This window comes from Anaerococcus faecalis (assembly GCF_013371425.1).
Classification (GTDB): Bacteria; Bacillota; Clostridia; order Tissierellales; family Peptoniphilaceae; genus Anaerococcus; species Anaerococcus porci.
The window spans coordinates 52,774-66,981 of sequence record NZ_JABVBA010000012.1 but is presented as its reverse complement, the minus strand read 5'-3'; the positions used below and the strand labels follow the sequence as shown (position 1 = coordinate 66,981).

Genomic DNA, 14,208 nt, shown 5'->3' with positions numbered 1-14,208 from the left:
ACGTTACTGCCTTATGGGAGATACGAATTACTGGAAACCAGTCAACATCTAACTTATTCGTAAACAGTTAAAAGATAAGAGGACTCACTCTTTTTTACGAGATAAAATCTCAAGGATAAAACGAGTGTCTCTATCTAATACAAATATTATACAGCTAAACTGAATAATATTAAGTAATTAAAGGGTTATAGGTTACCTTTACAACCTAATTATATTATATAAGGAGAAAGTTATGAAATTAAAAAATATAGGAAAGTTAATACTAGGATTAGCTTTATGCCTTACAGTAGTAGGCTGTCAAAATAATGAAAGTAATAATAAAGAATCAAACAAGGCTGCTGCTTCTAAGGCAGAATCAAATAAAAATAGTAATGAAGCTAAAAAAACTGGCAATTTGACAATATTTGCAGCTGCATCAATGACTGATGTATTAGATGAATTAAAGTCAGAATTCCAAAAAGAAAATCCTGGTAGTGAATTAACATTTAACTTCGATTCTTCAGGAACACTTAAAACCCAAATTGATTCTGGGGCCAAGGCAGATGTATTCATATCGGCAGCTCAAAAACAAATGAATGGGCTTGAAGAGGAAAATAAACTTGAAAATGATACAAGAATAGATTTATTAGAAAATGAGGTAACTCTTGCAATAGCTAAGGGAAGTGATAAAAAAATCACAGATTTCAAAGACCTTTCATCGGATAAGGTAGATAAAATTGCCTTAGGTAATTCTGATGTACCGGTTGGACAATATTCTGAAGAAATCCTAAAGAAACTAGGAATCTGGGATGAAATCCAAGACAAAATTACTTTCGGTTCAAATGTAAGAGAAGTTACAACATGGGTAAGTGAAAAAACTGTAGATTGTGGAATAGTTTATAAAACAGATGCGATTATAGCCGACCTTGATGTAGTAGCAGTAGCAGATGATTCAATGCTTGAAAATAAGGTAATATATCCTGCAGCAGTTCTTAAAGATTCTCAAAATAAAGAATTGGCTAAGAAATATATTAAATTCTTACAATCAGAAAAAGCATCTGAAATCTTCAAGAAATATGGTTTTAAACCATTAGGAAAATAAAATGGATTTATTTCCTTTATATAACTCTGTTAGAATAGCCTTAATATCTTCGGTAATTATATTCTTTCTAGGTATTTTTGCAGCTTACTATATAAGGAAATTACCTGCAAAAGTAAAGGGGGTAATTGATGTAATACTAACCCTCCCCTTGGTCTTGCCTCCTACTGTTGTAGGTTTTTTTCTAATTAAAATTTTAGGACCTAATTCAAGCTTAGGCTCTACTGCGATAGATTATTTTAACCTACCCCTTATCATGAATTGGTATTCAGCAATTTTTGCAACAGTTATAGTAACATTTCCCCTTATGTATAGAACAACAAGAGGAGCTTTTGAAGCCTACAATGAAAACTTATCCTTTGCTGCTCAAACCTTGGGGAAGTCTAATACTTGGATATTTCGGAAAATTATTCTTCCAAATTGTAAGAAGGGAGTTATGGCAGGACTTGTCTTATCCTTTGCTAGAGCTTTGGGAGAATATGGTGCAACTTCGATGGTTTCAGGTTATACTCCAGGAAAGACGGCTACAATTTCAACCTCGGTTTACCAATATTGGAGAATAGGACAAGATGAACTAGCCTATAAGTGGGTTTTAATAAATGTATTGATATCATTTGTAGTATTAGTTGCCATAAATTTCTTAGAAGATAAGACACCTGAAAAAAAGGAAATGTCCCATGCTTAAATTAGATATTAGAAAAGATTTTGGAAATTTTAAACTAGATATAAACTTTGAAAGTGAAAAAGGAGTTTTGGGAATCCTAGGAGCATCTGGATCTGGAAAAAGTCTTAGCCTAAAAGCTATAGCAGGGATTGTAAAACCTGATAAGGGAAAGATTATCTTAAATAATAGGGTTTTATTTGACTCTGATAAAAAGATAAATATTCCCACTAAAGATAGGAAGGTTGCCTATTTATTTCAAGATTATGCTCTATTTCCTAATATGACAGTCTATGAAAATATAAAATGTGGTTTTAGGGAAAAAAAGGAAAATTATCAAGAAATAATATATAAAAAGCTTGATGAACTTCATATATACCATATCAAAGATAAGATTCCTGATGAGATTTCAGGAGGGGAAAAGCAAAGGGCAGCACTTGCAAGAATTCTTGTAAATGAGCCTGAAATTCTTCTGTTGGATGAGCCTTATTCTGCCATAGACGGTTATTTGAAGTGGTCAATAGAACTTGATATAAAAAATATAATAGAAGAGTATAAGATACCAACCCTATTTGTATCCCATGATAGGGATGAGATATATAGGATGTGTGATGAAATAGTCATAATGGATAAGGGAAAAAGTGAAGATAAGAAAGAAACTAAAGAACTTTTCAACAATCCAAAAACTATGGCTGCAGCAGAGCTTTCAGGTTGTAAAAACTTTTCAAAGATTAAAAAATCAGAAAAAGGTATTTATGCTATAGATTGGGACTTGGACTTGTCTATTGAAGATGTCAAAAATCGTGACTTTATCGGTATAAGAGCTCATAATATAAAAGTTTCAAGCGAGAAATCAGGAGAAAATTCTTTTGAATTAGAGCTTTTAAAGGAAATTGAACAGACTTTTAATATGTGTCTTATTATTAGGAAGAAATCTGGAAAGGGAATATTATCGGCTTTTTTAGAAAAAGAAGATTGGAAAAAATTAAAAAATGAAAAAAACTTATATTTTTCTATAAGAAAAGAAGACATAATGTTTCTTAAAGAAAAAAATAGCTAGAATAGATAAACTATCCTACAAATTGCTTTTAAAACAATAGTGGAGTAAGTTCGCTTTCTAGCTATTTTTTTTGATTTTTTCAATTGCATTTAAGGCTTTTTTTATTTCGTCTTTTGTATTGTAATATGAAAGGCTCAATCTTACTATGCCTTGTTTTTCAGTTTTATAATTTTTATGAAAAAGTGGGGCACAGTGACTTCCTGCCCTTGTACATATAGAGTAGTCATCCCATAGCTTCATAGCTACATAATTTGCAGACAAATTTTTTATATTAAAGGATACAATAGGAACAGATTTTTTGCTAAAGTCCTTGTAAAAGATAAGATTATCTATATTTCTTAGTCCATCAGAAAGATATCTTGTGAGATCATCAAGCTCTATATAGTGGGGATTTTTAAGGGCGAGCTTAACAGCTTGGTTTAATCCTGCAAAAGAATGAACATTTTCTGTACCAGGCTCAAAAAGGTCTGGAAGGGATTGAGGTTGTTTTTTTGAAAAAGAATTAAAACCAGACCCACCTGAAAATACTTGTTTAAAGTCAAAATCCCCATTTACAACAAAACCCCCAGTTCCTTGGGGAGCGTGAAGTCCCTTATGGCCTGTAAATAAAAATATAGTATTATCATATTTACTTATGTCAAAGTCAACATATCCAGCAAGCTGAGCTCCATCTATGATTAAAATCAAATTATTTTTCTTACAAATAGCATAAGCTTTGTCTATATCTGTGACCATACCAGATATATTTGATGCTCCAGTTAATATAAGTGCTTTGCTATTATCTCTTATATTATTTTCTATTTCAGAAAGTCTCAGGCTAAAATTATCAAGCCCTATATAGGATATGGAAAGTCCATCTTTTTCTAGGTCATATAGGGGTCTTAGGACAGAGTTATGTTCTGAAATGCTTGTTATAATATGGTCATATTTTGAAAAAAGTGACTTTATAACAAAGTTAAGACCAAAAGTTACATTACTAGTCAAAACCACATTTAGTGGATTATCCATACCAAAAAGCTTTCCTACATTCTTTCTTGTTTCCATTAAAAGCTTCAAAGAATTTAAGCTTTGAATGTAGGCACCCCTTGAAGGATTTGCAAAATTTCTCGAATAAATTGCATTATAGACTGCTTTTGCAACAGACTCGTCCTTATCTATAGTTGTTGCAGCATTATCAAGATAAATCATAGCTTAAAACCTCAGGCTTTCTATCTTTATAAATAAGTCTATATCTTTCCTTATATAAAAGATTAGACTTTTCAATTATATTTTCTACTTTTTCTCTATCTTTTTCTTCAAACCTAAGGCAAAGACCACATCCTGCATCAATTTCAGCTAAGAGTGGGACAAGTCTTGCCCTTACAGAATTTTTCTCTACTAAGTCAAGAGCAAGGTAGGCTATATTGGAAGAATCAAATGTATAAATTATATAATCCATTATGGTCTGACAGTGTGGTGGATTCTCATTAAGGAGCAGATTTCATACATATTTGAAATCCTGCCAACTTTTAAGTCTTCCTTAAGTCCGTAGTGGTCAAGACATAGGCCGCATGAGATAATCTCAACTCCGTTTTTTTCGAGTTTTTTGAAATCTTCAATTGTATTTTCTCTTTGAGTAGTTAGGAAAACTCCTTTATTATAGCAGATTACATAGTCTGGAAGAACATCTTCTTCAGTAAGAGATACTAAAAAACTTTCAAGAAGTGACTTAGAAAATTCTTCATCTCCATCACCTATCCTATCAGAATCAAAAACTACAACATAGGAAGAAGATAGACTATCTTTACTTAGTTTTTCATCTTTGAATTCATCTAACTTATTGAAAGTAAGCTCGACATCTTTATTTTCAAGTTCTTTTAGTTCTACTTCAAAACCAGTCTGTCTGGCAAGTTTCTTAAGATTTTCTACAGCTATATCTTCATTAACTAAAACTTTAAAGCTTTCTTCACCACTTTTTATAACTCTTTTTGCCATTATTACTGGCATTGGACATTCTATTCCTCTTGCATCTATTTCTTTCATTTCCTTCTCCTTTATTCTATAAACACGCTCTTATCATATTTATTATAAATTTTTCCAATAATATTTGCATCAATACCAAAATTTCTAAGCTCTTTTATGGCACACTTGGCATCATCTTCATTGATACTTACCAAAAGTCCACCTGAAGTTTGAGGATCAAATAGAATTTCTTCAAGAACAAAATCATCTTTTAAAAACTCAACCCTATCCTCAAAATACATCCTATTTCTTTGTCCACCCTTGGTAAATATAAATTCACTAGCTGCCTTATAGGCTCCATCAAGTATTGGAATTTTTGATGAATCTATTATGGCGGTAAACTTATCAGAAAGCATCTCTCCTAAGTGACCCAAAAATCCAAACCCTGTAACATCAGTTGCAGCAGATATCCTATATTTTTCAAAAATTTCTTTAGCATACTTATTTAAATAAGTCATTGAAGCTATAGCCTTATTAAGTTCCTCCTTTCCTAATATACCCACAGAATAGGCATTGGTAACAAGGGTAACCCCTAAAGGCTTGGTAAGAATTAAAACATCATTCTTTTTAACGGTATTATTTCTCCAAAGTTTTTTAATATCTACTTTTCCTGTAATAGATAGTCCATACTTGATTTTGGGATCATGGATTGAGTGTCCTCCAACAAGGCTTGCTTTAGCCTCAATCATCTTATCTGCACCTCCTCTTAAAATCTCTCTTAGGATTTCAAGATTATAATCTTCTGGAAAAAGTACAATATTTAAGCCTGCAATTGGCTCGGCTCCCATGGCATATATATCACTTAAAGCGTTTGCACAAGCTATCTGACCAAAGCTAAAAGCATCTTCTACCATAGGTGGGAAAAAATCCATAGTAGAAACCACTCCATTTTCCTCGTCTATTTTTATAACTGCAGCATCATCCATGGTATCAAAACCTACTAGGATATCATCTCTTTTATAATTATTAATTGAAGAAAGGGTGGTTTCAAGACTTTCTTGGGGAATTTTGGCGTTACACCCTCCACAAACTTCTAGTTTAATATTTGTCATAATTATCCTTTCTAAATGTTGCAAAATTAACAATTATTTTAATTATACTTAAAATACTGTCAAATTCAACGAAAAAACAAACAGAAGAAAATAAAATTTTTTTTAGAAAACATTTTTTTAAGCCTTGCTTTTCGATATGTGATATGTTACTATAATACTAGAATAAGTTCTAGAAAGGAGAAAAAGTTGAAAGAAAGTTTTAACATTGTTTTAAATCAGCCAAACAAAAACGAATTAGCTGATTTAAGTTTCATTAATGAAGAAGAATCTTCAAAGGCTCAAAAATTTCATGCTAGCTTTCCTCAATATTCAGTAACACCTCTTAGAAGGCTAAGCAATTTAGCTGATCTTTTTGGGGTTAAGGATATTTTTGTGAAAGATGAGTCATTTAGATTTGGCTTAAATGCCTTCAAAGTATTGGGAGGATCTTATGCAATGGCCAAATACATAGCTCAAAAATTAGATATGGATATAGATGACTTGCCTTATGAGAAATTGGTATCAGATGATATTAAAAAGAAATTAGGTAAGCTCACCTTTATAACAGCTACAGACGGCAATCATGGTAGGGGTGTAGCTTGGACTTGTCAACAACTTGAACAAAATTGTGTAGTATTAATGCCTGATGGTTCAGCACTTGAAAGACGTGACAATATAAGGAAGACTGGTGCAAAATGTGACATAATGGATGGACTTAACTATGACGCTTGTGTAAGGCTTGCAAGTAAATATGCTGATGAAAAGGGATATATTATGGTCCAAGACACAGCATGGGAAGGATATGAAGAAATACCAACTTGGATTATTCAAGGTTATTCAACTCTTGCAAAAGAAGCTTATGACCAACTACAAGAAGTAAATAGTAAGCCAACCCATATATTTCTTCAAGCAGGAGTAGGTTCTTTTGCTACAGGAGTTACTGGATTTTTCTCAGATGAATATAAGGCAGACGAGAAGCCTTTTATAGGACTTATAGAACCAGAAAAAGCTAACTGCAACTATTTAACAGCAAAGATTAATGATGGAAAAATTCATAATGTTGAAGGTGAGATGGACACCATTATGGCAGGACTTGCTTGTGGTGAACCTGTAACAGTTGGTTATCCTATCTTAAAATCATACGTAGATGCTTTCCTTTCAGTTCCAGATTCATCTGCGGCAAGGGGTATGAGAATATTAGGAAACCCACTTGGAAATGACGAAAGAGTAATATCTGGAGAATCAGGAGCGGCAACACTCGGAGCTGTAAGTGAAATTCTTCAAAGAGAAGACTTAAAAGATATGAAAAAAGATTTGAAACTAGACGAAAATTCCGTAATACTTTTTATATCAACAGAAGGTGATACAGACTTTAAGCATTATAGACAAGTTTGTTGGGATGGATACTATACTAACGATGAAGAATATGAATATAAAAAAATAATAAGATAGGAGATAAAAAATGACACAAGATATAAACAAACTATTAGAAAAGTTAAACAATTTAGACTTTAAAAACCTTTATCAAGATGATTTTTTCCATACATGGGATAAGTCACAAGATGAGCTTGAAGCAATCTTTACAGTAGCAGATACTTTAAGAGCAATGAGAGAAAAAAATATCTCTCCTAAGATTTTTGATTCTGGTCTTGCAATCTCACTTTTCAGAGATAACTCAACTAGAACAAGATTCTCTTTCTCATCAGCAGCAAACCTTCTAGGACTTGAAGTTCAAGATTTAGATGAAGGAAAATCACAACAAGCTCACGGCGAAACAGTAAAAGAAACAGCAAACATGATTTCATTTATGGCTGATGTTGTTGGTATAAGAGATGATATGTATATCGGAAAAGGCTATAAATACATGAAAGACTTTGCTGAATATGTACAAGAAGGATATGACCACGGTATACTTGAACAAAGACCACACCTTGTTAATCTTCAATGTGATATTGACCATCCAACTCAATCAATGGCTGACCTTTTACATGTAATCCACGAATTTGGTGGAGTAGAAAACCTTAAAGGTAAAAAAGTAGCTATGACATGGGCTTATTCACCATCATATGGTAAACCACTTTCAGTTCCTCAAGGAATCTCAGGACTATTTACAAGATTTGGAATGGATGTTGTACTAGCTCACCCAGAAGGATATGAAATAATGCCAGAAGTTGAAGAAATAGCAAAAGAAAATGCTAAGAAATATGGTGGTTCTTTCACAAAAACAAACTCAATGGAAGAAGCATTTAAGGATGCTGATATAGTTTATCCTAAATCTTGGGCTCCATTTGCTGCTATGGAAGAAAGAACAGAACTTTATGGTAAGGGTGATCAAAAAGGAATAGATGAACTTGAAAAAAGACTTCTAGAACAAAACAAAGAACACATGGATTGGGCTGCTACAGAAGAGATGATGAAGCTTACAAAAGATGGAAAAGCTTTATATATGCATTGTCTACCAGCAGATATAACAGGACTTTCTTGTGAAGATGGAGAAGTTGATGAATCTGTATTTGATAGATATAGAGATCCACTTTACAAAGAAGCAAGCTACAAACCATATATAATTGCAGCTATGATTTTCTTACAAAAAGTAAAAGATCCACAAGCCACAATCAAAAAACTATTAGAAGCTAATAAAGAAAGATTATTAGATAAAGAAGAAAATAAATAAGCTAGGATAATAGAAGGAGATTATAGAATAAATGACAAATATAAATTATGATTTAGTTAAAGAAACAGCTCAAAAATATTCAGAAGATATGAATGCCTTTTTAAGAGATTTAATCTTAAAACATGGTGAATCATGTGAAGAAGGTCCAAAAGCTAAAAGAATCAAAGAAGAGATGGAAAAACTTGGATTTGATAAGGCTTGGATTGATGGACAAGGGAATGTACTTGGTGAAATGGGTACAGGTAAAAAACAAATTGCCTTTGATGGACATATTGACACAGTTGGTATAGGAAATAGAGATAACTGGGACTTTGACCCATATGAAGGATTCGAAGACGAAAATCTTATAGGAGGACGTGGTGGTTCTGACCAATTAGGTGGAATAGTATCTGCTGTATATGGTGCAAAAATCATGAAAGACCTAGGATTTTTAAATGATGAATTTAGAGTATTGGTTACAGGAACAGTTCAAGAAGAAGACTGTGATGGTAACTGCTGGTTATATATGATAGAAGAAGAAGGAATAAAACCTGACTTTGTAGTATCAACTGAACCAACAGATGGTGGAATCTACAGAGGACAAAGAGGAAGAATGGAAATTCGTGTAGAAGTTGAAGGAGTATCATGCCATGGTTCAGCTCCAGAAAGAGGAGATAACGCAATCTATAAGATGGCAAAAATCCTTAATGAAATAGAACAACTTAACGAAAACCCAGCAGATGATTCAGTAGAAATAAAAGGTCTTGTAAAGATGCTTGATGAAAAATACAATCCTGAATATAAAGAAGCAAACTTCTTAGGACGTGGAACAGTTACAACAAGCCAAATCTTCTTTACATCACCATCAAGATGTGCAGTTGCAGACTCATGTGCAATTTCACTTGATAGAAGAATGACAGCTGGAGAAACATGGCAATCTTGTATAAAAGAAATAGAAGATCTACCATCAGCTAAAAAATTTGGTGCAAAAGTTACTATGTATGATTATGAAAGAGAATCATGGACAGGAGTAAGCAAAAAACAAGAATGTTATTTCCCAACATGGGTAATTCCAGAAGATCATGAAGTAACACAAGCTTTAGAAAGAGCTTACAAGGGACTTTATGGAGATAAGAGAATTGCTCCAAATGTAGAAAAAGAACAAGCCAAGAGAGCTGACCTTCCATTAACAGATAAATGGACTTTCTCAACAAATGGTGTTGCTATAATGGGTAGACACAATATCCCAACAATTGGATTTGGTCCAGGAGCAGAAGACCAAGCTCATGCACCAAACGAAGTTACATTCAAACAAGATTTAGTAACATGTGCCGCAACATATGCAGTACTTCCATTAGAATATATTAAATAAGAAAAACTAATGTATCAAGGGATAGCTAACAAACTTAAAAGCTAATAGTTTCACAAGCTTCCCTTGATATAATTTTTTTAAGGAGAAGAATATGTCATATAAAATAGTAATTGCCCTAGGAGGTAATGCCCTAGGTTCAAATGTTGAAGAACAAAAAGAGGCAGTAAAAAAGACTTCTGAACATTTAGTAGACCTAGTTATGAATGGAAATAAAATTATAGTAGGTCATGGTAATGGTCCACAAGTTGGAATGATAAACCTTGCTATGGAAGAAGGACATAAAAATACAGATAAGATTCCTCTCATGCCATTTCCAGAATGTGGGGCAATGAGTCAAGGATACATTGGTTATCACCTACAAAATGCTATTCACTATGAATTTAAGGAAAGAGGAAGGGAAGTTCCAGTAGTTACAGTTATAACTCAAGTTATAGTTGATGAAAATGATGAAGCTTTCAAAAATCCAACCAAACCAATCGGCTCTTTTTACACAAAAGAAGAAGCAGAAGAATTAGCTGAAAAAACAGGCTATCAATTTAAAGAAGATTCTGGAAGAGGATATAGAAGAGTTGTAGCAAGTCCTTTCCCAAAAGATATTGTAGAAAAAGATTCCCTAAAATCACTTTATGATGCAAGAAATGTAATAATAGCTTGTGGAGGCGGTGGTATTCCACTTATAAAAGATGGTCTAAAATATAAGGGAGTAGATGCTGTTATAGATAAAGATTTTTCATGTGCCCTACTTGCAGATTTAATGGAGGCAGATGTCCTACTAATACTTACAGCAGTTGAAAAAGTAGCTATAAACTTCGGAAAAGAAGATGAAAAGTGGCTAGATAAGATGACAATTGATGATTGCAATAAATATATTGAACAAGGACAATTTGCACCAGGTTCTATGCTACCAAAGGTTGAGGCAGCTATGCAATTTGTAAAAGGAAAGTCTGGTAGAAAGGCAGTAATTACTTCACTTGAAAAGGCCTTAGATGCAATGAATGGTAAGACTGGTACTTGGATAGAGTAATAATAATTAAAAACTAAACTTTTTCTATAGCTTAAAATCAATAGGTCAATAAAGATTTAGACTATTTTCACTTTTATAAGGAGGAAAGTCGCACCTTTGATGGAAAGATTTTTAGCTATAGATAAAACTAAATATTATATAATTTAAAAACGTGAAAAAGAGAGGGAAGAACTCCTACCCTTATCGGAAAGTTTAACAAAATTATATAATATGAAAACGATACTCATTATTAGTATCCGAACCTGATCAAAAAATAAATTTAATTAAAGGAGTAAAAAATGAGCGAATTTATGAGACCAATTCCCTTTAAAGACCTAATTGAGTGGTCTTTAAAAGAATATAATAATGAGGGTTCTATATTTGGAATTAAAAAAGAAAAATTTTATATAAATAAAAAAGGTACAAAACTTAAGACGGTTTTTGGCAATGAAATATCATCAGCTGTTGGTCCTGCAGCAGGTCCACAGTCTCAACTTGCCCAAAATATCCTAGTTTCCTATCTTACAGGAGCAAGATTTATAGAACTTAAGACAGTTCAAAAACTTGATGGAGAAGATATACAAAAAGCAGTAGCAAAACCTTGTATAAACTCAGAAGATGAGTGCTATAACTGTGAATGGTCAACAGAGCTTACTGTAAAAGAAGCTTTTAATGAATATATTAAGGCATACTTTGCAATTATTGCTATAGCAAAAGAGCTTGATATTTCTGATAAAAAAGACTTTGCCTACAATATGTCGGTAGGTTATGATCTAGAAGGTATAAAATCTGAGAAAGTTGATACATATATCGAAAGCCTTAAAAATGCAGAAAATACTGATATATTCAAAGAATGCAAGTCATACCTTCTAGATAATATTTCAAAATTTGAAAAGTTTAACGAAAAAGACCTCGAAAGCATTGATCCTATTGTATGTGATTCTATTACCCTATCAACCTTACATGGTTGTCCTGCAGAAGAAATTGAAAAAATAGCATCTTACTTAATAGAAGAAAAGCATATGTCAACCTTTATAAAATGTAATCCAACAATGTTAGGTTATGACTATGCTAGAAAAACCTTGGACGATATGGGATTTGATTATATATCTTTTACAGATTACCACTTTAAAAATGACCTTCAATATGAAGATGCAGTTGTAATGATTGAAAGATTATTGAAACTTGCAAAAGAAAAAGATCTAGCCTTTGGTGTAAAGCTCACAAATACCTTCCCAGTTGATACAAAGAGAGGAGAACTTCCATCAGAAGAGATGTATATGTCAGGAAGATCTCTCCTACCATTAACTCTTTCTATGGCAGCTATGCTTTCAGAAAAGTTTGATGGAAAACTTCCAATGTCATACTCAGGTGGAGCTGATGCTAGAAATATAAAAGATATATTCGAAGCTTTAGGTCAACCTATAACAGTTGCTACAACAATTCTTAAGCCAGGTGGATATTTAAGGTTTAACCAACTTGCAGAAGAAACTGAAGACCTTTTACAAGATGAATTAAGAGATGTAGATGTAGAAAAAATTGTAAAACTTAGAGATGATACTATAGCTTCTTGGGAAAATAACAAATTATATAGGGAAAAAGTTCATTCAAGAAAAACTGACTCAGTTCTTCCTCTTACTGACTGCTACAAGGCACCTTGTAAGGATGGAGGTTGTCCTATAGAACAACAAATACCAGAATATCTAAAACTTGTTGCAGAAGGAGATTTTGATAAGGCTATAGAAGTTATAGCAAATGATAATACAGCACCAACAATTCTTGGTAAGCTTTGTGCTCACTACTGCCAAGAACACTGTACAAGAGTTGACTATGAAAAGAGCCTTCAAATAAGGAATATGAAACTTATTGCAGCAGAAAATGCTCAAGAAGCTTATCTTGAAAAAATAGAAAAATCAGAAATAAAATCTGATAAGAAAGTTTTGGTAATTGGAGCAGGTCCTGGTGGAATTGCAGTGGCATCATATTTAAGACGTAATGGAATCAAGGTAGATGTACGTGAAAAACTTTCTAAAGCTTATGGGATAGTAAGCCATATTATTCCAGAGTTTAGAATTTCAGATAAAGATATAGAAAAAGACTACCAAATAGCAGTAAAGCAAGGTGTAAATTTTATCTTTGATTCGGAAGTTACAGAATCATATGAAGAGCTAAAGAAAGACTATGACTATATAATTGCTGCCACAGGAGCTTGGGGAAAAGGAAGATCTCCAGTAAAAGAAGGTAGTGAGAATATCCTTGATGCTCTAGACTTCTTATGGGATGTAAGAATGAAAGGTAGTGCAAATGTAGGTAAAAAGGTTGCAGTAGTTGGTGCAGGAGATGTTGCAATGGATTGTACAAGAACTGCAGCAAGACTTGATGGAGTTGAAGAAGTAGCTCTAGTTTATAGAAGGACAGAAGCTTATATGCCAGCAACTCAAGAAGAGGTAAATGACGTAAAAGAAGAAGGTCATAAGATATATGAACTTGTAGCACCATATGCTTATGATGGAAAAGTTCTAAAGTGTGACAAGATGCAACTAGGTGAATTTGATAATTCAGGAAGAAGGTCAATACACACAACAGGTGAAAAACTTGAGCTAGAATTCGATACAGTAATAGGTGCTACAGGAGCAAGAGTAGATACTACAGCCTTTAAGGAAAATAAAATAAATCTTGATGACTGGGGTAATGTAAAAACTACAGATACTTATGAGACAAACATAGACAATGTCTATGTCATAGGAGACTGTAGAGCTGGAGCTAGCACTATAGTTAAGGCTATGGGAGAAGCAAAAGCAGTTTGCCTTGATATATTAGATAAAGAAAATCTTCCAAATGACTTTGTAAGATATGAAGAAAAAGAAGATAAGGAAAACATCTTTTCTAAGAGAGGAAAACTTACACCAGCCTTAGATGATAAAAGTGAAGGTCTTAGATGTTTAAAATGTGATCAAATCTGTGAAATATGTACTGAAGTTTGTCCAAATAGAGCAAATGTAGCTATCAATGTTGAGGGATTTGATAATCTTAACCAAATTATCCATCTTGATGGCATGTGTAATGAATGCGGAAACTGTGCTTTCTATTGTCCTCATTCAGGTCGTCCATATAAGGATAAACTAACAGTATTTTGGACTCGTGAAGACTTTGAAGATTCAACTAACACAGGTTTCTTAAAGCTAGGAGAAAATGACTACCTAGTAAGGCTTGAAAATGGAAAAGTAATAGAAAGTAAAGATCTAGAAAAAGATTTATCAAAAAAAGTTCTTAAACTAGTTAGAACTATAGAAAAAGATTACAACTACTATATAAAGCCAACTGAAGCGATAAATGCATAATAAGGAGA

Annotated in this window: 12 protein-coding genes; 8 read left to right on the top strand and 4 right to left on the bottom strand. The window is 32.9% G+C overall.

All coding sequences use genetic code 11. The features are described from left to right. Positions 1-232: 232 nt before the first annotated feature. From modA to HV819_RS10195, 3 genes are read left to right on the top strand one after another with little or no spacing between them, the layout of a single operon-like run. Positions 233-1,081: a molybdate ABC transporter substrate-binding protein gene (modA, locus tag HV819_RS10205; protein ID WP_154540535.1), complete on the top strand. Its 849-nt coding sequence runs from the start codon at positions 233-235 to the stop codon at positions 1,079-1,081. Position 1,082: 1 nt separating this feature from the next. Beyond that, positions 1,083-1,763, top strand: coding sequence for a molybdate ABC transporter permease subunit (modB, locus tag HV819_RS10200; protein WP_176270144.1), 681 nt, complete (start codon positions 1,083-1,085; stop codon positions 1,761-1,763). Next, complete coding sequence (locus tag HV819_RS10195; RefSeq protein WP_176270143.1) at positions 1,756-2,799, top strand: sulfate/molybdate ABC transporter ATP-binding protein; 1,044 nt, start codon at positions 1,756-1,758, stop codon at positions 2,797-2,799. The genes modB and HV819_RS10195 overlap by 8 nt, the downstream gene beginning before the upstream one ends. 57 nt (positions 2,800-2,856) lie before the next feature. On the opposite strand, the gene HV819_RS10190 is transcribed toward HV819_RS10195, so the two are convergent. The 4 genes from HV819_RS10190 to selD are packed head-to-tail and all read right to left on the bottom strand — an operon-like array spanning position 2,857 to position 5,852. Further along, positions 2,857-3,987: an aminotransferase class V-fold PLP-dependent enzyme gene (locus tag HV819_RS10190; protein WP_176270142.1), complete on the bottom strand. Its 1,131-nt coding sequence runs from the start codon at positions 3,985-3,987 to the stop codon at positions 2,857-2,859. Beyond that, positions 3,974-4,237, bottom strand: a complete 264-nt coding sequence (locus HV819_RS10185) for a DUF3343 domain-containing protein (RefSeq protein ID WP_176270141.1) — start codon at positions 4,235-4,237, stop codon at positions 3,974-3,976. Before HV819_RS10185 ends, HV819_RS10190 begins: the two co-directional genes overlap by 14 nt. Next, the gene (gene yedF / locus HV819_RS10180; RefSeq protein WP_176270140.1) at positions 4,237-4,821 is read right to left on the bottom strand and encodes a sulfurtransferase-like selenium metabolism protein YedF; all 585 of its coding nucleotides are present in this window, start codon (positions 4,819-4,821) and stop codon (positions 4,237-4,239) included. Before yedF ends, HV819_RS10185 begins: the two co-directional genes overlap by 1 nt. Positions 4,822-4,832: 11 nt before the next feature. After that, a complete protein-coding gene (selD, locus tag HV819_RS10175) occupies positions 4,833-5,852 on the bottom strand; it encodes a selenide, water dikinase SelD (RefSeq protein ID WP_176270139.1) in 1,020 nt (339 codons plus the stop codon). A 186-nt stretch (positions 5,853-6,038) separates the two neighbouring features. Here selD and dpaL point away from each other — a divergent pair, with 186 nt between their 5' ends. From dpaL to ygfK, 5 genes are all read left to right on the top strand, one after another. Further along, entirely contained in the window at positions 6,039-7,283 is a 1,245-nt protein-coding gene (gene dpaL / locus HV819_RS10170; protein ID WP_154540549.1) for a diaminopropionate ammonia-lyase, read from the top strand. A 10-nt stretch (positions 7,284-7,293) separates the two neighbouring features. After that, positions 7,294-8,505: a knotted carbamoyltransferase YgeW gene (gene ygeW / locus HV819_RS10165; RefSeq protein WP_176270138.1), complete on the top strand. Its 1,212-nt coding sequence runs from the start codon at positions 7,294-7,296 to the stop codon at positions 8,503-8,505. A 31-nt stretch (positions 8,506-8,536) separates the two neighbouring features. Beyond that, positions 8,537-9,856 carry a YgeY family selenium metabolism-linked hydrolase gene (locus HV819_RS10160; protein ID WP_154540553.1) on the top strand — a complete coding sequence of 440 codons (1,320 nt, stop codon included), beginning with the start codon at positions 8,537-8,539 and terminating at the stop codon, positions 9,854-9,856. 91 nt (positions 9,857-9,947) lie between these two features. After that, positions 9,948-10,880 carry a carbamate kinase gene (gene arcC, locus HV819_RS10155; RefSeq protein WP_176270137.1) on the top strand — a complete coding sequence of 311 codons (933 nt, stop codon included), beginning with the start codon at positions 9,948-9,950 and terminating at the stop codon, positions 10,878-10,880. A gap of 278 nt (positions 10,881-11,158) precedes the next feature. Then, positions 11,159-14,200, top strand: a complete 3,042-nt coding sequence (gene ygfK, locus HV819_RS10150; RefSeq protein WP_176270136.1) for a putative selenate reductase subunit YgfK — start codon at positions 11,159-11,161, stop codon at positions 14,198-14,200. Positions 14,201-14,208 lie beyond the last annotated feature (8 nt).